The organism is Acidovorax sp. LjRoot129 (assembly GCF_964253765.1).
Taxonomy (GTDB): Bacteria; Pseudomonadota; Gammaproteobacteria; order Burkholderiales; family Burkholderiaceae_C; genus Acidovorax.
The window spans coordinates 844375-863689 of record NZ_CAXUSE020000001.1 but is presented as its reverse complement, the minus strand read 5'-3'; the positions used below and the strand labels follow the sequence as shown (position 1 = coordinate 863689).

Here is a 19315-nt window from a genome sequence, read left to right as displayed (position 1 = left end):
GCCATGCCTGCAGCATGAACAGCCCGATTGGCTATGAGGATTTTCTTCATGAGTTCGCACCCCAAGGCGGCGCCTTGCGCGCGGCAAATGCAGCCAGCCCTTGCGGCGCCTCGGGCCCGCGCAGCGCCTGCGCAAAGGCGACGGCTGCGTCATCGAGCAGCGTGGGCAACGGCCTCTCTGTCTGGGCCAGCAACAACCGTTTGGTGGCGGCCACGGCCTGGGGCGCTGCGGCGGCGTGGCGCGCAATGGCGGCCTGCACAGCGGCATCCATGTCGCCATGCACCACGTCATCGACCAAGCCATAGCGCTGGGCGGCTGCGGCATCCCAGCGTTCACCCGTCAGCAAACACCGCCGCGCCGCTGCGGGGCCAAGGCGCCGCACCACAAAGGGCGCGATCTGCGCAGGCACGATGCCCAGTGTGACCTCGGGCGTGGCGAACTGTGCGCTGGAATGGGCCAGCACACGGTCGGCGCAGCACACCAGGCCAAAGCCACCGCCCATCGCAGCGCCCTCCACCGCCACGATGAGCCATTGCGGCAGCGCGCACAGGGCCTGCAGCAGCGTGCCGAATCGGCGGTTCAGGGGTACGAGCGGATCGGCTTCATCCGCAGCCAGCGGCTGGCCGATGGTCTTGGCAAAGCCATCCAGGCTGCCCCCCGCGCAGAAGTGGCCGCCCGCGCCGCGCAGCACCACACCGCGCAGGTCGGCATCGGCTGCAGCCCGCTCGCACGCGGCCAGCAAGGCGTCCACCATCGGCTCCGACAGCGCGTTGCGGCTGGCGGGGTCGTTCAGCGCCCAGGTTTCCACGCTGCCGCTGGCCAGCGGCGCGCGGGTTATCTGTAAAGGCATGTCAGGTCTCCACCGTGATGCGCGCTACGCACGACATACGAAACTGGCGCGGCCCAGTGCCACGGCAGCAAGCCAAGGTCCACCCCGCAGCGAGGGCTGCGTCCCCCTGCCCGCATTGCGCAGCAATGCGAGAGCGGGGGGAAGCGCGCAGTCGCTCAGGGGGGTGTTCATCTCTTGGCGATGCCCATGAGCTTGGCGAGGATGCCCAACATCACCTCATCCGCGCCCCCACCAATCGACGCCAGCCGCCCGTCGCGGTACATGCGCGAGACCTTGTTCTCCAGCGTGTAGCCCATGCCGCCCCAGAACTGCAGGCAGGTGTCGGGCACCTCGCGGTTCAGTCGGCCGGCCTTGAGCTTGGCCATGCTGGCCAGTTCCAGCACGTCCTGCCCGTTCACGTACAGGTCGCAGGCGCGGTAGGTGAGTGCACGCAGCGCTTCGACCTCGGTCTTGAGCTCGGCCAGCTTGAACTGCACCCACTGCTGGTCGGCGAGCGTGCTGCCAAACAGCTTGCGCTCCTGTGCGTAGTCGATGGTCCACTGGATGCAGTGGTTCAGCGATTCGAGCGTGCTCGCGGCGCACCACAGGCGCTCTTCCTGGAACTGCTGCATCTGGTAGATGAAGCCCTGCCCTTCCGCCCCGATGCGGTAGCGCTGCGGCACGCGCACCTCGTCGAAGTAGATGAGCCCGGTGTCGCTGCTGTGCATGCCGATCTTGCGGATCTTCTGCGCCACCTCGACGCCCTTCGTCAGCTTGCCGCCGGGGCCATCGCGCAGGGGCACCATGACCAGGCTCTTGTTCTTGTGCACGGGTCCGTCGCCCGTGTTCACCAACATGCACATCCAGTCGGCCTGCAGGCTGTTGGTGATCCACATCTTCTGCCCGGTGATCACATAGTCGTCACCATCCTTGCGCGCCACACTTTTGATGCCCGACACGTCGCTGCCCGCCGCGGGCTCGCTCACGCCGATGCAGCCCACCATGTCACCCGCGATGGCCGGGGCCAGAAACTGGCGCTTGAGCTCTTCGCTGCCGTAGCGCGCCAGCGCCGGGGTGCACATATCGGTCTGCACGCCAATGGCCATGGGCACGCCGCCGCAATGGATGTGGCCCAGCGTCTCGGCCATGGCCAGGCTGTACGAGTAGTCCAGCCCCGCGCCGCCGTATTCCTCGGGCTTGCACAGGCCCAGCAGGCCCAGGTTGCCCATCTTCTTGAAGACCTCGTGCGCGGGGAAGATCTCGGCCGCCTCCCACTCGTCCACGTGGGGGTTGATCTCTTCGTCGATGAAGCGCTTCAAGGTCTTCTGGATCTCGCGGTGCTCGTGCGTGAACTGCATGGTGTTTGTCTCCGGTTTTTTGTTGGTGCGGACCTAGATCACGACAACTGAAACTGCCCCAGCGGCTGCGGCCGCCCGTTGAGCACCAGCTCGACCTGGTGCGCGCCGGGGTAGTGGGTGCGCGTGGTCATCTGCTGCAGCGACAGCGTCTTGCCCACGGCCACGGTGGCGCCTGGCGGGATGTCCAGCGTCTGCAGCTTGAACACCTTGGGCGCCGCGCCGCCGTGGGCCTTGACGTAGTGCACCTTCAGGTCGGCCAGCACGCGCTGCGGCAATGGCGTGGGGTTGTGCAGCTCGGCTTCGATGCGCACCTTGTCGCCGATGCGCGCGCGCTCGGGCACCACGCGGGCGGCCCGCACATCCAGCGCCACGGCGTGGCCCACGCCCAAGACATCGAGCGCGCCAGCGTCGCCGCGCTTGATGAGAAAACGCAGGCCGTGGCGCACCAGGGCTTCGCGCGGGGCGGGTGCGCCCTGCAGCCAGATGCGGGCGGTGCCCACGGCCAGGTCGGGGTGGTCCTTGGCGATGTCGCCCAGGTGGTTGGCCACCGAACGGCGCACGTAGGACGACGGGTCGTCCTTGAGCGCATCGAGCAGCGGCAGGGCCAGCTGCGGGTCCTTCTGGAATGCGGGCAGGCGCGGCGCCCAGGGCAGGCGGGGCCGCGTGCCTTCGCTCACCAGGCGGCGCACGTGGGCGTTCTCGTCGTGCATCCAGTCCCTCAGCCGCGCGAGCGTGGCCTGTGGGTGGTGCAGCAGATAGGGGCGTATGCAGAACTCGGCGGTAAAGCGCTGGGTCAGCGCATGCTGCGCGGCCATGGCCGCCTCGAAATGCGCCAGGCCCTGCGATCCGATGTACAGGCTGTGCGGCAGGTACAGGAAGGCGCTGTAGGGGCGGTCGCCCGCATCGGGCTCGCCGGCGGCGTCGATGCCCATGGGCGGGTCCATGGAGTCGACCAGCACGGCCAGTGCGCGCGGTATGTCCTGGGGCAGATGCACCTGCAATGCTTGAGCAATGCGATGGCCGCGCGCCATTAATTCGAGCGATTCGTACCCGGGCTCGACCTGCCGCAGAAAGGCGGCCGTGTCGAACTTGCGCCAGGCGCGCTGCACCATGGCGGCGATGCGCGGCGGCACGGTGTCGTTCAGCAAATATTTGAGAGGCTCGGCCATGTGTGTCTTTGTGCTTGCGCCCTCTTCGCTTACATCCGCGCCACGCCAAAGCTCAAAGGCCGTAGCGTGCGGGCCTGTGCCTCAGCGCAGGTATCGAGGCAAAAGGCCAGCACGGCACGCGTGTCGCGCGGGTCGATCACACCGTCGTCCAGCAGCAGGCCGCTGGTGTAGAACGCGTCGGCCTGGGCTTCGAACATGGCGACGATCTTGTCGAACTGGGCTTGCGATTCAGCCGGGTCGGGCGTGATGCCTTTGCGCGCCAGCGCCGCCTCGGTCACGATCTGCATGGTGCGCGCGGCCTGCTCGCCGCCCATCACGGCCGTCTTGGCCCCAGGCCAGCTGAACAGGAAGCGCGGCGCATAGCCCCGCCCGCACATGCCGTAGTTGCCTGCGCCAAAGCTGGCGCCGCACTGGATGGTGATCTGCGGCACGGTGGCGTTGGTCACGGCCTGGATCATCTTGCTGCCGTGCTTGATCATGCCGCCCTGCTCGCTGTCCTTGCCCACCATGAAGCCCGTGGTGTTCTGCAAGTAGATGATGGGGTGGCCCAGCTGGCACATCCACTGGATGAAGTGCGTGGCCTTGTTAGCGCCCGCCACGTCGATGGGGCCGTTGTTGCTGATGAAGCCAACGGCATGGCCGCCGATGCGGCCCTGCGCGCACAAGGTGGCCATGCCGTAGCGGGCCTTGAACTCGAGCAGCTCAGACCCATCCACCAGCCGCGCGATCACCTCGCGCATGTCCACGGGCTGGCGCAGGTCGCCGGGCATCAGAGCCAGCAGGTCGTCGGCGGGCAGTGTAGGGGCGGGTGCGCTGGGTCGCGCGGGGGTGGCCCACCCCAGCTGCGCAATCACGTCGCGTGCCATGCCGATGGCCTCGCGGTCGTCCTGCGCCAGGTATTCGCCCAGACCCGAGACGGCGGTGTGCATCTCGGCGCCGCCCAGTTCCTCTTCGGTCGCCACCTCGCCCGTGGCGGCCATGAGCAGCGGCGGCCCAGCCAGGAAGGCGCGCGAGCGGCCCTGCACCATGATGACCACGTCCGACAGCCCCGGCATGTAGGCCCCGCCCGCGGTGCCCGAGCCGTGCTGCACGGTGATAACCGGAATGCCCGCGGCCGACAGCCGCGCGAGGTTGCGGAACAACGTGCCCCCGTGCACGAAGCCTTCGACCCGGTAGCGCATGAGGTTGGCGCCTGCGCTCTCGACCAGGTGCACGAAGGGCAGGCGCTCGCGCAGGGCGATCTCCTGCACGCGCAGAATCTTTTCCAGTCCCATGGGCTGGATGGCCCCCGCCTCGATGCCGGAGTCGCTGGCCACCACCATGCAGCGCACACCGCTGACAAACCCGATGCCGGCAATCATCCCGCCGCCGGGCACGGACTTGGCCGGGTCCTTCACATCCTGCAGGTAGCCCGCCAAGGTGCACAGTGGCAGCCAGGGCGCACCCACATCCAGCAGCAGCGCCACACGCTGGCGCGGCAGCAGCTGGCCGCGTTTGTCGAACTGGGGCTGCGAGCGGGCCGATGCCGCCGCGGCCCGCTCTTCCAGCGCGCGCAGGGCATCGAGGCGCGCAGCCAGGGCAGCGCGGCGCTTTTGCGCATCGGGTGCGCCGGGGAGGAAGCGCGAAGCGAAGGCGGTGGTCATGCGTCGGAGTCCTTGGGTGCATCGCCCGCAGGGTCTGCGGACGCTGCAAACACACGCGGCACCTGCGCGCGGTGAAAGCCTGCATAGGGCTTGACCGCAGCGCGCTGCTGCGTGGCGGCATCGGGCACGCGCAGCGGCCAGCCCAGGCGCACCTGCGGCCGCGCGCCGTCCACACGCAGCGTGCTGCCGCTGATGAAGCTGGCTGCCGGGCTGAGCAAGAAGACGATGGCCGCTGACACCTCGGCCTCGTTGCCGAAGCGGCCCAGCGGCACGGTCTGCGGCATGGCGCGCAGCGTGTGCGCGGCGGCGGGCGGGTAGTTGTCCATGCCGCTCGATGCGATGTAGCCCGGCGCGACAGCGTTCACGCGCACGCCGCTGCAGGCCCATTCGAGCGCAGCGGTTTCGGTGAAGCTGACCATGCCCGCGCGCGCCGCACCGCTGTGCCCCATGCCCGGCATGGAGCCCCACATGTCGGCCACGATGTTGACGATGGCGCCGCCCTGCGCAGCCATCCACTGCCGGTAGCACTCGCGTGCCATGAGGAAGCCACCGGTGAGGTTGGTGTGCAGCACCGCCTCCCAGCCCTTGGCGCTGATGGATTCGAGCGGCGACATGAACTGCCCGCCCGCGTTGTTCACGAGGCCATCGATGCGCCCGTGCGCGGCCAGCACCTGCTGCACCAGCACGACCACCGCGTCTTCGGAGCGGATGTCGCAGGCGTGCCAAGACGCTGCGCCGCCATCTGCAGTGATCTCATCGGCTACGGCCTGCAGCTTCTCTGGCTTGCGGCCCACCAGAACCACCTGCGCGCCCAAACGGGCCAGCTCGTGCGCGGTGCAGCGGCCTATGCCCGAGCCTCCACCCGTGACGACGACCACCTGTCCATCGAAGAGGCCGAGGGCGAAGACGGATCGATATTGGGGCGTGTGGAGCGCGGCGGTCGTGCTTGTCTTCGTCATGTTGATCGCCATCGTGTTGGTCGTTGCCGTTGGCTCAGGCTTTGCGGATGAAGAGCGCCAGCGCCTGGTCGGTCAGCCCGTCAAGCGACTTGCCCTTTTTGGGAGCAAACCACTGCACCGCCCAGTTGAGCGCACCAAAGATGAACAGCCGCGCCACTGCGGGCTCGGCCTCCAGCGCGTTCTGCTGCGCCAGGGCCTCAAGCGCAGGCATCCACGCGGCCTCGTAGCTGTCCTTAATGCGCGCAATGCTTTTGCGCTGCGCGGGCGTGAGCGAGCGCCATTCGTACAGCATTACGGGGATGAAGCTGCTGCGCGGCCCGAGCAGGATTTCGAAATGATGGCGAATGAGGGTGCGCAGCTGTGCGCGTGGCGTGGCGTCGGTTGGCAGGGCATCCAGCGCCTGCTGCTGGCTCTGCGTGGCCATGGTCATGCCCTCGCTCATCACGGCGTAGAGCAGCGCGTTTTTGCTTTCGAAATGGTAGAAGGGCGAGCCGCTGTGCATGCCGGCCGCGGCTGCAATGTCACGCGTGCTGGTGGCCGCAAAGCCTTTGGTTTGGAAGAGCTTGGCCGCGCCGTCCATGAGCTTGCGGCGGCGGTTGCCGTCGTCGAGTTCGCCCGCGGTTTTGAGCGGGCGGCCGCGGGGGCGGCGGGGTTCTTCTGTTGCTTGCGGCACAGGCGTTGTGGGAGGCGCGCGCTTGGCGGCGGCTGGGCGTTTGGGTGCTGTTGCCGTTACGGTTGCAGTTGCGGTTGCAGTGGCCGCTGGGGCGGGCACCTGGTTGCGGCGGGCGGGGGATTTTTTAGAAGGGGGGGCGATGGCGCTGGTGCGCCGCACGGGTGAGTCCATGCGTGGCACGATAGCAAAACGGTTTATTTTTAGCAAGCAAGTGCTTTGTAAAAATAGACTTGCAGATTACTCATCCGAGTGTAGGGGTGTGGGTTTTTTAGATTTTTTTGGCTGCTAGCGCTTTATCTGTCTATGTTTTTAGCTATTGTTTTTATAGCAATCAGCCGTTCGGACTGAGTTGTCGGGGCCTGGTCACGTGTGCTGATCTGGCGGCGTGCTTCTGCTGAGGGCGGAGGCCGGGAGTCGCCCGGCGTGCGAGTAACTTTCTTTTGGGTCGCCAAAAGAAAGTCACCAAAGAAAAGGCGACCCTACACGCTGCGTCCCCACCCGCCCTTCGGGCGAGTGCGGCAACCTGCGGTGCTCGTGCGTGGGGCGCGCTGCGGAACTCGCTACGCGCTGCGCGCTACGCTCAAACAGCCGCAGCGAGTCAGTTCACGAAGCGTGTGTCCTTCGGCACACGCCCGCCCCGCGCCCTGCGCTCCTCGGCGCATCCTGAAGGGCACCCGGGAGCGGACATCCACATGGGCCATTGCTTCGCTCGGCCCAGAACGCGCGGGCGCTTCGCGCCGCGACCGCGAGGCCGAGCAACGCGATGGCCCGTGTGGATGTCGGGATGTTTGGTTGTTCGGCTGTCCACCCCCTGCTGGCTGCGCCTGCGGCGGGGCGGTTGCGGGGTGAGCATGCGCGTCGGAGCGCGCATGCCTCGTTGTCTAGCTCGCCGTGGCTGTCCGAGCGGCGCGCGCCAGCGCAAAGCGAGTTCCACGGCGCACCCCGCAACCGCCCCGCCGCAGGTCGCCCCTTCGCACCGCGAAGGGGTCGCAGACTGGGGGTCGCCTTTTCTTTGGTGACTTTCTTTTGGCGACCCAAAAGAAAGTTACTCGCACGCCGGGCGACTCCCGGCCTCCGCCCTCAAGACAAGCACGCCGCCCAAACCAACACGCAAGTCCAGGCTTCGACAGGCTCAGCCCGAACGGTTGAGAAAAGACTCAACACTACAAAAATAATAGCTGCTAGCGCTTGCTAGATAAGCGCCAGCAGCCAAATTGACCAAATCCGAAGACCCAGAGATCTCCGGAATCCAGCCGGCGCTTTTACCGAAAGATCGTTCGGCCCGCTGCGCGGTTCTCGCCGCTAACGCGGTGGCCTAATTTCAGCTCTTGCTGAAATCAGGCTTTCTCTTTTATCGAAAGCCCGTCGGCCTGCTCCGCAGTCCACGCCGCTGACGCGGCTACCCGCCTTCAGACTGCGCTGAAGTCGGGACGACGCTTTTCCATAAACGCCGAGAAAGCCTCCCGCGCTGCGGGCTCGCGCAGCATGCGCCCAAAGCTCTCACCCTCTTCCGCCATTACCTCCAGCACCTTCGCCGTCTGCCCCCCCTTCATCAACCGCTTCGTCTCGATCAGCGAAGACAACGGCTTGGCAGCCAACTTGCGCGCCTGCGCCTGCGCCACCCCATTGCACTCCGTCGGAGGCACCACGCGGTTCACCAACCCCACTTCCAACGCAGCCTCGGCCATAAAAGGCTCGCCCAACAGCAGCGCCTCAGCAGCGCGGTGATACCCCAGCATCTGCGGCACCAACAGGCTCGATGCCGCCTCAGGGCACAAACCCAGGTTGACGAACGGCATCGAGAACGCCGCGTTGTCACCCGCATAGACCAGGTCGCAATGGAACAACATCGTCGTGCCGATGCCCACGGCCGGGCCACACACCGAGGCGATCACGGGCTTGGGAAAGGAAGCGATGCCGCGCAGAAAACGGAACACGGGCGAGTCCTGCGTGGCCGGGGGCTGCTGCAAGAAGTCGCCAATGTCATTGCCTGCGCTGAAGATGGCCACGTCGCCCTGAAACACCACCACGCGCACGCTGGCGTCGGCCTTGGCGGCGTCCAGCGCGTCGGCCATGGCGGCGTACATGTCGCGCGTGATGGAGTTCTTCTTGTCCACCCGGTTGAAGGTGATGGTGGTCACGCCGGATTCGGTGTGGGCGAGGATGTCTTGGGTGGCTTCGGTCATAGTGGTGGGACTCCAGTGTCTGAATGGGGAGAAGACGAACTAGGAACGGCACAGAACTGCGGGTGCCTGCGTCCTATTCCTTGTAGTAAACGATCTGGTGGCTGGTGGCCAGCATGGTGCCCGCCTCGTTCCACAGCTGCACGGTCTGGTCGAAGAAGCCATTGCGAAACTCCTGCCCACGTGCCTGGCCGAGCAGGAAGCCCGTGCCCGTGGCCTGCAGCTGCTCGGCCGTGGCATGGAAGTACACGGTGATCGACACCGTGCCCGCGGGCACCTGGCGCGCGCGGCGCAGCCACACGCGGGGGAAGAACACATCGGCCAATGCAGCCAGCGCCACAAAGTCGAGTGGCCGGGGCGGCGCATCGCGCATCCACAGCTGCGTGAGGCTGTGGTCGCCGCTGCCGTCCCAGGTGCGCGGGATGAAACCAGCAATGGGTCGCATCTCATACCGGTTGAGCCATTCGACCGCACCCGGGGGCGCCACGATGGCCTTGTGCTCAGCGGGGGGAGGCACCTCGGGCATGGGCACGTCGCCGACGCTCCAGGTCTCGCGCCGCACCGCCGTCACGGCCGTGGCGGTGGTGGTGACCACGGGCGCGCCGTCGGCATCAGGCTGCAGGATGGACAGGGTCCAGTGCTGGGTCGAGCGGTTGGTGCGCACGGGCACGGCCTGCACCGTGAACGGGCCCTCTGCCAGGGCGCCAGCGTAGTTGACGGTGAGCGACAGCGGATCACCCAGGCGCTGGGGGTGCTGCAGGATGGCCTGCAGCAGCGTCGCAGCCGTGATGCCGCCAAACGGGCCGACCATGTTCCAGTAGCCCGGGTGGGTGGTGCCTTGGTACTGACCGGCAGAACGGACCGCAGCAGACGCGGCATCCGCCGCAGCGCTTTGCAGTTGCAGCGCTTCGTCCAGCGGGTGGTGTGGTGATGGCGACTGTGGTGAAGAGGGTGCGGAAGTCATGCTGCGAGTGTGCCGCCAAACGAAAACTCAGATCGTCGTGCCGGCGACTGCCAGCGAGGCGTCTTCGCCAGACGGCACGCCTGCGGCAGCACCGAGCGCCAGGAACGCCGCCGCCGCGCGCGGCCACAGGCTCTGGCGGAACTGGTCACGAAAGAATCCGAAGTGCCCGATGCGCCGCACCTGCAGGTCGGCCGGGGTGATGCTCTCCACGCGGCGCTCGGTGTTGGCGTACAGGTTGACGAGGTTGTGCGTGCCGCGCAGTGTCATGAGCTCATCGTCGGCCATCGACAGCGCCAGCACCGGGAACCGCACCGCGCCATAACTCTGTGCCACCGCAGGCCCTTCGGCCCCCACGCTGTACCCTGGGTCGAGGCACCAGCGCCGCCACTGCAGGATCACCCCCGCCGGTAGGTCGCCCACCTTCTTGAGCGTGCGCCCCGGAAAGTACCCGCACAGCCGCGTGGCCAGCGGGACCAGCACCCACCAGAAATACGGAACGATGCGCTTGAGCTGCGGCGCGTTGTCGCGCCAGTAGCCGCTGCCTGCGGCCACGCTGAGCAGGCCATCGACCTGCTCGGGCTTCTTCAAGAGACCGGGCAACTGCGCGCCCAGACTGTGGCCCAGCAAGTACAGCGGCTGCGACGGCAGCGCGGCCTTGGCGCCGGAGATCACCGCTTCATAGTCCTGCGCCCAATCAAACAGGTCCGCCTTCACATCGCGCATGGCGCCGTGCAACGAATCCCCATGGCCCCGGTAGTCAAACGTGGTGACCCGAAACCCCTGCTGCGCCATCCACAGCGCAAAGGCCTCGTAATACGACTGCCGCACCCCCATCGCACCGCCGATCACGACGCTGGCGCGCGGGGCGCCCTCGGGTTCATAGACGCGCAGCGCCAAAGCCACTGCACCGTTGACCTGCAAGGTTTGCTTGTTCATGTCTGTCTCCTTGGTTCGAAACCGATCTGCGCCGGCTTGAAAAGAAACTATCGCTGAGGGCAGAACCCTGGCTTCGACAGGCTCAGCCCGAACGGTTTGGGTGAGAGCAATTCAAGTCTTACCCCGCCCATTCCCCTGCCTTCACACCCCGCCCTCCAGGGCGTAACGAGCGGGATCAGCTGCTAGGCGGACGGAGCGCAGGAACCGGAACGTACTTCCTGTACGTGAGGATTCCGAGCACCGCCCAACGACGCAGATGGCCCGCGCAGTAGCCAGCTAACTCACAGCGCTTCGATGATGCCGGCGGCTCCTTGGCCGGTACCTACACACATCGTGACCATCCCGTACTTCAGCTTGTGCCGACGCAGCGCATGCACCACCGTAGCCGCCCGAATCGCACCCGTCGCCCCCAACGGATGCCCCAACGCAATCGCGCCTCCCATCGGGTTCACGTTCGCAGGGTTCAGCCCCAGCGTGTTGATGACCGCCAGCGACTGGGCCGCAAACGCTTCGTTCAGCTCGTACCAGCCAATGTCATCGCTCTTGAGGCCCGCATAACGCAGGGCTGCCGGAATGGCTTCGATAGGGCCAATGCCCATGATCTCGGGCGGCACGCCACGCGCGGCGTAGCTCACAAAACGCGCCAGGGGCGTCAGTCCAAACTGCTTCACGGCCTTTTCGCTGGCCACGATGAGCGCGCCCGCGCCATCACTGGTCTGCGAGCTGTTGCCGGCCGTGACGCTGCCGCGCGCAGCAAACACGGGCTTGAGCTTGGCCAGGCCTTCGAGGGACGTGTCGGGGCGTGGGCCTTCATCCAGGCTCACGGTACGGCGCTTTTCCACCACTTCACCGGTGACGAGGTTGGGCGAACGCTCCACGATCTCGAACGGCGTGATTTCGTCGGTGAACTCACCGGCCTTTTGCGCCTTGATGGCACGCAGGTGGGATTCGAGGGCGAACGCGTCTTGCGCTTCGCGGCTCACCTTCCACTGCTGGGCCACCTTTTCGGCCGTGAGACCCATGCCGTAGGCGATACCCACGTTCTCGTCGCGCGCAAATATTTCTGCGTTGAACGAGGTCTTGTTGCCACCCATGGGCACCAGGCTCATGGACTCGGCGCCACCGGCGATCAGCACATCGGCCTCGCCCACGCGGATGCGGTCGGCGGCCATCTGCAGCGCGGTGATGCCCGATGCGCAGAAGCGGTTGACGGTGACACCGCCCACAGGGTGGTCAAACGCCAGGCCCACAGCAATGCGCGCCATGTTCATGCCCTGCTCGCCCTCGGGGAACGAGCAGCCAATGATGGCGTCTTCAATCGCCTTGGGGTCCAGCGTGGGCACCTGCAGCATCGCACTCTTGATGGCGGCGACCAGCAGGTCGTCGGGGCGGGTGTTCTTGAAATAGCCGCGGCCCGAGCGCCCGATGGGCGTGCGCGTGGCAGCAACGATGTAGGCGTCCTGGACTTGTTTTTGAGCCATGGTGTTGAAACTCCTTCAATTCTTTTTTGCGGGGCGGCTGGAAGGAATCCAGGCCCACGTAAATACACATTCGACCGGCTCCACACCGGCTTCGTCGGTCACCGTGACCGCAACCTTCACCTCGCCCTTATCGCTGGCCTGCATGGCGGCGCGCTGCTCGGCGGTCAGCGTGGCCACGGCCTTGAGGCCGCCGGTGGCGCGCTTCCTGAACGCCATGGAGAGCTCCTTGGCCAGCGGGATGCAGTCGTCGCGCACGTTCATGCCCACCACCATGCCCGTGGCCGTTTCGGCCAGCAGGTTCATGGCCGAGGCATGCACCCCAGCGATATGGTTCTGCACGCGGTGCTCATTGGCCAGGTGCACCTCGACGCGCTCGGGCGTGAGCGAAACGAACTTCACCCCGGCCGTGCCGGTGAACGGCACAGCCCGGCGCAGGATGATGTTCTGCACGAAGCCACGCATGAAGGCGGGCGCCTCGTCCAGGCGCATCAGCGAGCGCTGCAATTTGTTGGGGGCGTGTTCGCTCATGTCGGTCAACCGGTTGTCAATCGACGTTCGGATCAGTTGCGAACCGGCTTGCCGGTGGACAACATGCCCAGGATGCGCTCGTGCGTCTTGGGCTGAGCGATCAGGTGGCAGAACACCTTGCGCTCCAGCGTGAGTAGGTATTCCTCGCTCACCAGCGCGCCGGCGTCCACGTCACCCCCACACACCACTTCGGCGATCATGGCGCCGATCTTGAAGTCATAGGCGCTGATGAAGCCGCCGTCGCGCATGTTCACGAGCTGTGCCTTGATGGTGGCCAGGCCGCTGCGGCCCGCCACGGGGAACAGGCGCTTGTGCGGCGCGCGCCAGCCGCTGGCGGCCATGGACTTGGCTTCGTTGATGGCCACGAACAGCAGTTCGTCCTTGTGGGGCACGATGATGTCGGACTCCAGCAGGAAGCCGAGCTTGCGCGATTCGAGGGCGCTCGTGCCCACCTTGGCCATGGCCGCGGCGGTGAAGCCTTCGGTCAGGAAGGGCAGGATGTCCTTGCCGGTAGAGGCCGCCATGTTCTCGGCAGCGCGGCGCGCGATGTAGGTCAGGCCGCCGGCGCCAGGCACCAGGCCCACGCCCACTTCGACTAGGCCGATGTAGCTTTCCATATGGGCCACGCGCTTGGCCGAATACACAGCCAGCTCGCAGCCGCCGCCCAGCGCCATGCCGTGGATGGCCGCGACGACAGGCACTTGCGCGTAGCGGATGCGCATCATCAGGTTCTGCAGTTCCTTCTCGATGCTTTCGACGGCGTCTGCACCGCCCACCACAAAGGCCGGCATCGTGGCTTCCAGGTCGGCACCCACGCTGAAAGGTGCGTCGCCGGACCAGATCACCATGCCCTGGTATTCGGCCTCGGCAAGCTCCAAGGCTTCCATCAGCGCTTCCATCACCTCGGGGCTGATGGCGTGCATCTTGTTCTTGATGCTGGCGATCAGGACCCGCCCACCGAAGGGGCTTCCATCCTCATCCAACGTCCAGGTGCGCAGCGCCTTGGACTCGGCAATGGTCGTACCGGCTGTGCGCCAGTCGGGAAGGTTGGACTCGCCCAGCAAGGCCTCTGGGAAGATCTGGCGCTCGTACACAGGCAACTGGCGGCGCGGGACAAACTTGTTCTGCGATGCGCTCCACGAACCTTGCGCGGTGTGCACGCCACCGGCTTCAGCCACGGGGCCTCTGAAGACCCACTCGGGCAGCGGTGCATTGGAGAGGGCCTTACCCGCGTCGATGTCTTCCTGAATCATTTTCGCCACGTCGAGCCAGCCAGCTTCTTGCCACAGCTCGAAGGGGCCCTGCTTCATACCAAAGCCCCAGCGCATGGCCTGGTCCACGTCGCGGGCGTTGTCGGCAATGGTGCCAAGATGCACGGCGGCGTAGTGGAAGCTGTTACGCAGGATGGCCCAGAGGAACTGGCCGGGCGCGCCTTCAGCGTTGCGCAGCAGGCGCAGGCGTTCGGCAGCAGGCTTCTTGAGCATGCGGGCGTACACCTCGTCGGCCTTCTGGCCGCCGGGCACGTACTCTTCGGCCTCCAGGTCGAATCGCATGACGTCGCGACCGACCTTCTTGTAGAAACCAGCCTTGGCCTTCTGGCCCAGGTTGCCCAGCTCCAGCAGCTTTTTCAGCACGGCGGGCGTGCCAAAGCTTTCGTAGAACGGATCGGTCTCGATGCTCAGGTTGTCCTGCAGCGTCTTGATCACGTGCGCCATGGTGTCCAGGCCCACCACGTCGGCAGTGCGGAAGGTGCCGCTCGATGCGCGACCGAGCTTCTTGCCCGTGAGGTCGTCCACCACGTCGAAGGTCAGGCCGAAGTTCTCGACCTCTTTCATGGTGGCCAGCATGCCGGCGATGCCCACGCGGTTGGCGACGAAGTTGGGGGTGTCGTGCGCGCGCACCACGCCCTTGCCCAGGCCGCTGGTGACGAAGGCTTCGAGCTGGTCGAGCACTTCGGGCTGCGTGGTGGGGGTATTGATCAGCTCCACCAGCGTCATGTAGCGCGGGGGGTTGAAGAAGTGGATGCCGCAGAAACGCGGCTTGATGCTCTCGGGCAGCACTTCAGAGAGCTTGGTGATCGACAGGCCCGAGGTGTTGGACGCCAGGATGGCGTGCTTGGCCACGTGGGGCGCGATCTTGGTGTACAGGTCGAGCTTCCAGTCCATGCGCTCGGCAATGGCCTCGATCACGAGGTCGCATTCCTTGAGCAGGTGCATGTGCTCTTCGTAGTTGGCCTGCTGGATCAGTGCCGCATCCTCGGCCACGCCCAGGGGCGAGGGCTTGAGCTTCTTTAGGCCTTCGACGGCCTTGGTGACGATGCCGTTCTTGGGGCCTTCCTTGGCCGGCAGGTCGAACAGCACCACGGGCACCTTCACGTTGACGAGGTGGGCGGCAATCTGCGCGCCCATCACGCCCGCGCCGAGCACGGCGACTTTTTTCACTTGGAATCTTGACATCGGTATTTCTCCAGAAAGGCGGCCGCGGTGGGCGCCCTGCCCTCGTTGTTGTGCACGCCGTGCCTGGGCGCGGCGCGCACGGTGTTGTCGTCTTTATTGCACCCGGATCCAGGTCTGCGTGCGGCCAAAGGGGCCGAAAGAGCCGCGCACTTCCAGCTTCTTGCCGCCGTCGATGGGCGTCATGCGCAGGGTGTAGTTGCGGCCGTTCTCGGGGTCGAGAATCTTGCCGCCCTCCCACACGTCCTTGCCCTCGGCCTTCTTGGCGCCACGGATGATCTCGAGCCCCAGGATCGGCTTGCCCTTGCGGTCGTCCGAGCACTCGTCGCACACGTCATCGGCCTTGGCGTCCTTGGACAGGCGCTTTTCCAGCGCCCCGTTCAGCACGCCGCCGCCGGTGTCGCGGATGCGGATCTCGGCCTTGGCCTCGCCGGTCTTGTCGTCGATGTTGCGCCACAGGCCCTCGGGCGTTGCCTGCGCCCAGGCTGGCAACGCGCCTGCTACAAAAACAATAGCCACTACCGCTTTAAACATAAGCGCTACCCCGCAAAAAGGCTTGAAATCCGATCCATCCACCGACCCACGCACCGATCAGGCCAGGGCCAGGTCGGTGTCCATCAGCACCTTGCTGCCGGCACGGGCGGTGCGCATCAGCGTCGCGGTCTCGGGGAAGAGCTTGGCGAAGTAGAAGCGGGCCGTCTGCAGCTTGGCGCCGTAGAAGGGGTCGGTGTTGCCAGCGGCAATCTCGCGCAGCGCGACCTGGGCCATGCGGGCGAACAGGTAGCCGAACACCAGATGGCCGGCCACGCGCAGGTAGTCCACTGCGGCGGCGCCCACTTCGTCGGGGTTCTGCATGCCCTTGAAGCCGATCTCGGTGGTGAACTTGGTCATCTGGTCGCCCAGCATGGCGACCGGGTTGATGAACTCGGCCATCTTCTCGTTCACGCCTTCTTCTTCCACCAGCTTGCCGATCAGCCTGCCCAGCTTCTTGAGCGTCGCGCCGTTGTTGCCCAGCACCTTGCGGCCCAGCAGGTCCAGCGACTGGATGGTGTTGGTGCCTTCATAGATCATGTTGATGCGGTTGTCGCGCACGTACTGCTCCATGCCCCATTCCTTGATGAAGCCATGGCCGCCGAAGACCTGCATGCAGGCGTTGGTGGAGATGTGGCCGTTGTCGGTAATGAAGGCCTTGACGATGGGGGTGAGCAGGGCGACGAGTTCTTCGGAGTCCTTGCGCACTTTTTCGTCGGGATGGCTGTGCACCTTGTCCAGCAGCAGCGTGCAGAAGATCTGCAGCGCGCGCCCACCTTCGGCATAAGCCTTGGCGGTCAGCAGCATCTTGCGCACGTCGGGGTGCACGATGATCGGGTCAGCGTCCTTGTCCTTGGCCTTGGTGCCGCTCAAGGAGCGCATCTGGATGCGGTCCTTGGCGTAGGCCAGCGCGTTCTGGTAGGCCACTTCGGTCAGGCCCAGCGACTGGTTGCCCACGCCCAGGCGCGCGGCGTTCATCATCACGAACATGGCGGCCAGGCCCTTGTTGGGCTGGCCCACCATGGTGCCGATGGCGCCGTCGATGGCGATCTGCGCGGTGGCATTGCCGTGGATGCCCATCTTGTGCTCGAGGCCCGTGCAGAAGATGGGGTTGCGCTCGCCCAGCGAGCCGTCGGCCTTGATGTTGAACTTGGGCACGACGAACAGGCTGATGCCCTTGCTGCCCTTGGGCGCATCGGGCAGGCGGGCCAGCACCAGGTGCACGATGTTGGCGGTCATGTCGTGTTCGCCAGCGCTGATAAAGATCTTGTTACCGGTGATCTTGTAGGTGCCATCGGCCTGGGGTTCGGCCTTGGTGCGCAGCAGGCCCAGGTCGGTACCGCAATGGGGTTCGGTCAGGCACATGGTGCCGGTCCATTCGCCGCTGGTCAGCTTGGGCAGGTACAGGGCCTTTTGCTCTTCGGTGCCGTGGGCGTGCAGGGCTTCGTACGCGCCGTGCGACAGGCCGGGGTACATGGTCCAGGCCTGGTTGGCCGAGTTCATCATTTCGTACAGGCACTGGTTCAGCACAAAGGGCAGGCCCTGGCCGCCATAGGCTGGGTCGCACGACAGCGCCGCCCAGCCGCCTTCGACGTACTTGGCATAGGCGTCCTTGAAGCCCGAGGGTGGCTTCACTTCGTGGGTGGCCTTGTCGAGCACGCAGCCTTCGGTGTCGCCGCTGATGTTCAGCGGGAAGGTCACCTCGGCGGCGAACTTGCCGGCTTCTTCGATCACGGCGTTGATGGTGTCCACATCCACCTCGGCATGGGGCGGCATTGCCTTGAATTCATCACTGACCTTGAGCACTTCGTGCATGACGAATTGCATGTCGCGCAGGGGCGGCGTGTAGATAGGCATGGGGTTTACTCCTTGGAGGTGGTGGTTTGGTTGGAAACTTTGCGGCGCTTGGCGGCAGCAGGCGGTGCTGCAGACGCGGCGGCGGCCGGGGTCGTGGCCTGGGCACTGCTGTAGCGCGCCAGGATGTTGTGAAAGCCCTGCACGGCCCGGCCCATGGAGCCTGGGGTCTGCAGGAAGCGCGCTTCGTAATGCAGCGCAAGGATGAGGCCGTGTATTTCGAACAGCATCTGCTCGGCATTGGTGTCCGCGCGCAGCTCGCCCAGGCCCTTGCACTGCTCGATGGCGCGGCGCATGGCAGCGTGCCAGGTCAGCACCGAGCTGGCCAGCGCGTCGCGCACGGGGCCGGTGCGGTCGTCAAATTCGACCGCACCGCTGATGTAGATGCAGCCCGAATCGATTTCGATGGAGGTGCGCTTCATCCAGTTGTCGAACATGGCGCTGAGCCGGGCCAGGCCACGCGGCGCGGACATGGCGGGGTAGAACACTTCCTGCTCGAAACGCGTGTGGTATTCGCGGACCACGGAGATCTGCAGCTCTTCGCGCGAGCCAAAATGGGCGAACACGCCCGACTTGCTCATGCCCGTGACGTCGGCCAATGCCCCAATGGACAGGCCTTCCAGCCCGATGTGCGTGGCCAGCCCGAGGGCCGCCTCGACAATAGCCGCCTTGGTTTGCTGGCCTTTTTGCAGGGCACGGCCGGTACCGCTGCGAGCGCGCGGGATGCGGGTGACCTGGCTGGATGAAGAGGTTGCGGACATGCGGGCAAATAAAAACGAACGTTCGTTCTATTTTGCAGCAAATTCACCGCCCGGCCAAAACCCCCGGAAAAAATAGGGAGAGGCGCCCAAAGCCACGTTGCACGGGCGCCACCTCGATGGGGCTCTCTGCCACGCGGAACGAGAGCGCGGGCGTACCGTGCTGCCCAGCAGCGGGCGTGCCGCAGTTACAGCATCAGCGCGAGGCTGGCTTCGAGGTGCTCTGTCGGTAGGCGCTTGAAGCCCGAACGGGCATAGCGCTGCAGGCGCCCTACCGCCAACGCCGTGAGCGCGCTGGCGGCCACCTGGGCATCGACCGTGGGCGTGGCCGACGCGGCGGTGGCCGAGCGCAAGCACTGCCGCAGTGTGGATTCGATGCGGTCAAAGAACTGGTTCATGCGCTGCTGCAGGCGGTCGTGCTCAAACACCAGGGCATCGCCCACCATCACGCGCACCATGCCAGGGTTGCGTTCACCAAACTGCAGCACCACCGCGACGATACGCGCAGCCTGGCGCTTGCCCACCTCGGGCGGCTGCGCCGGGTCGGGCACCTCGCGGCCGGTGATCTGCTGCACCAGGGTGAAAACGGACTGTTCGACAAAGTCGATGAGCCCCTCGAACATTTGGGCCTTGCTGGCGAAGTGGCGGTACAGGGCCGCCTCGCTCACCGACAGGCGCGCGGCGAGCGCGGCGGTGGTGATGCGCTCGGCCCCCGGCTGCTCGAGCATGGCGGCCAGCGCCTGCAGGATCTGTACGCGGCGTTCGCCCGGCTTGGGGCGCTTGCGGGCCGCGGCAGCCCCCCCGGCGTCGTCGGTGGATGCGGGCTCGGGCAGGGGAGAAAGTTCGGACATGCAAACAGGGGCTTTGGGGCCATGCGGCCGGTGGCACCCTGCGCCAAATTCACATGCCTACAAGGCACACACGGGGCTGCGGCAGGGCGTAAATCATGTGTGGAAATGATTCTCGCACAGCCCCTGGGGACGTTCAGGAAGAGTT

Annotated in this window: 16 protein-coding genes; all 16 read right to left on the bottom strand. The window is 65.9% G+C overall.

What is annotated here, in order from left to right; all coding sequences use genetic code 11:
* Nucleotides 1–46: 46 nt before the first annotated feature.
* The 16 genes from ACSQ3Q_RS04025 to slmA all read right to left on the bottom strand — a co-directional run bounded on the left by ACSQ3Q_RS04025 (nucleotide 47) and on the right by slmA (nucleotide 19170).
* Nucleotides 47–850, bottom strand: a complete 804-nt coding sequence (locus ACSQ3Q_RS04025; protein WP_436133123.1) for an enoyl-CoA hydratase/isomerase family protein — start codon at nucleotides 848–850, stop codon at nucleotides 47–49.
* A gap of 167 nt (nucleotides 851–1017) precedes the next feature.
* On the bottom strand, nucleotides 1018–2187 hold the full coding sequence (locus tag ACSQ3Q_RS04020) for an acyl-CoA dehydrogenase family protein (RefSeq protein ID WP_436133122.1): 1170 nt from the start codon (nucleotides 2185–2187) through the stop codon (nucleotides 1018–1020).
* A gap of 38 nt (nucleotides 2188–2225) precedes the next feature.
* The gene (locus ACSQ3Q_RS04015; RefSeq protein ID WP_436133121.1) at nucleotides 2226–3356 is read right to left on the bottom strand and encodes a DNA alkylation repair protein; all 1131 of its coding nucleotides are present in this window, start codon (nucleotides 3354–3356) and stop codon (nucleotides 2226–2228) included.
* 29 nt (nucleotides 3357–3385) lie between these two features.
* Entirely contained in the window at nucleotides 3386–4999 is a 1614-nt protein-coding gene (locus tag ACSQ3Q_RS04010) for an acyl-CoA carboxylase subunit beta (RefSeq protein ID WP_436133120.1), read from the bottom strand.
* On the bottom strand, nucleotides 4996–5958 hold the full coding sequence (locus ACSQ3Q_RS04005) for an SDR family oxidoreductase (RefSeq protein ID WP_436133119.1): 963 nt from the start codon (nucleotides 5956–5958) through the stop codon (nucleotides 4996–4998). Before ACSQ3Q_RS04005 ends, ACSQ3Q_RS04010 begins: the two co-directional genes overlap by 4 nt.
* 34 nt (nucleotides 5959–5992) lie before the next feature.
* A complete protein-coding gene (locus ACSQ3Q_RS04000) occupies nucleotides 5993–6802 on the bottom strand; it encodes a TetR/AcrR family transcriptional regulator (protein WP_436133118.1) in 810 nt (269 codons plus the stop codon).
* Between the two features lie 1238 nt (nucleotides 6803–8040).
* Nucleotides 8041–8817 (bottom strand): enoyl-CoA hydratase, encoded by a 777-nt coding sequence (locus ACSQ3Q_RS03995; RefSeq protein WP_436133117.1) that lies wholly within the window; start codon nucleotides 8815–8817, stop codon nucleotides 8041–8043.
* Nucleotides 8818–8890: 73 nt separating this feature from the next.
* Nucleotides 8891–9778, bottom strand: a complete 888-nt coding sequence (locus ACSQ3Q_RS03990; RefSeq protein ID WP_436133116.1) for an acyl-CoA thioesterase — start codon at nucleotides 9776–9778, stop codon at nucleotides 8891–8893.
* A gap of 27 nt (nucleotides 9779–9805) precedes the next feature.
* Nucleotides 9806–10714: an alpha/beta hydrolase family protein gene (locus ACSQ3Q_RS03985; protein WP_436133115.1), complete on the bottom strand. Its 909-nt coding sequence runs from the start codon at nucleotides 10712–10714 to the stop codon at nucleotides 9806–9808.
* Nucleotides 10715–10995: 281 nt separating this feature from the next.
* Nucleotides 10996–12195, bottom strand: coding sequence for an acetyl-CoA C-acyltransferase (locus tag ACSQ3Q_RS03980; RefSeq protein ID WP_436133114.1), 1200 nt, complete (start codon nucleotides 12193–12195; stop codon nucleotides 10996–10998).
* A 15-nt stretch (nucleotides 12196–12210) separates the two neighbouring features.
* Nucleotides 12211–12723 (bottom strand): DUF4442 domain-containing protein, encoded by a 513-nt coding sequence (locus tag ACSQ3Q_RS03975; protein ID WP_436133113.1) that lies wholly within the window; start codon nucleotides 12721–12723, stop codon nucleotides 12211–12213.
* 32 nt (nucleotides 12724–12755) lie between these two features.
* Complete coding sequence (locus ACSQ3Q_RS03970; RefSeq protein ID WP_436133112.1) at nucleotides 12756–15179, bottom strand: 3-hydroxyacyl-CoA dehydrogenase NAD-binding domain-containing protein; 2424 nt, start codon at nucleotides 15177–15179, stop codon at nucleotides 12756–12758.
* Between the two features lie 93 nt (nucleotides 15180–15272).
* On the bottom strand, nucleotides 15273–15710 hold the full coding sequence (locus tag ACSQ3Q_RS03965; RefSeq protein WP_436133111.1) for a DUF2147 domain-containing protein: 438 nt from the start codon (nucleotides 15708–15710) through the stop codon (nucleotides 15273–15275).
* Between the two features lie 57 nt (nucleotides 15711–15767).
* Nucleotides 15768–17564: an acyl-CoA dehydrogenase C-terminal domain-containing protein gene (locus ACSQ3Q_RS03960; protein ID WP_436133110.1), complete on the bottom strand. Its 1797-nt coding sequence runs from the start codon at nucleotides 17562–17564 to the stop codon at nucleotides 15768–15770.
* Nucleotides 17565–17569: 5 nt separating this feature from the next.
* Entirely contained in the window at nucleotides 17570–18322 is a 753-nt protein-coding gene (locus tag ACSQ3Q_RS03955; RefSeq protein ID WP_010462538.1) for a TetR/AcrR family transcriptional regulator, read from the bottom strand.
* A gap of 185 nt (nucleotides 18323–18507) precedes the next feature.
* Nucleotides 18508–19170 carry a nucleoid occlusion factor SlmA gene (gene slmA / locus ACSQ3Q_RS03950; RefSeq protein ID WP_436133109.1) on the bottom strand — a complete coding sequence of 221 codons (663 nt, stop codon included), beginning with the start codon at nucleotides 19168–19170 and terminating at the stop codon, nucleotides 18508–18510.
* Nucleotides 19171–19315: the final 145 nt, after the last annotated feature.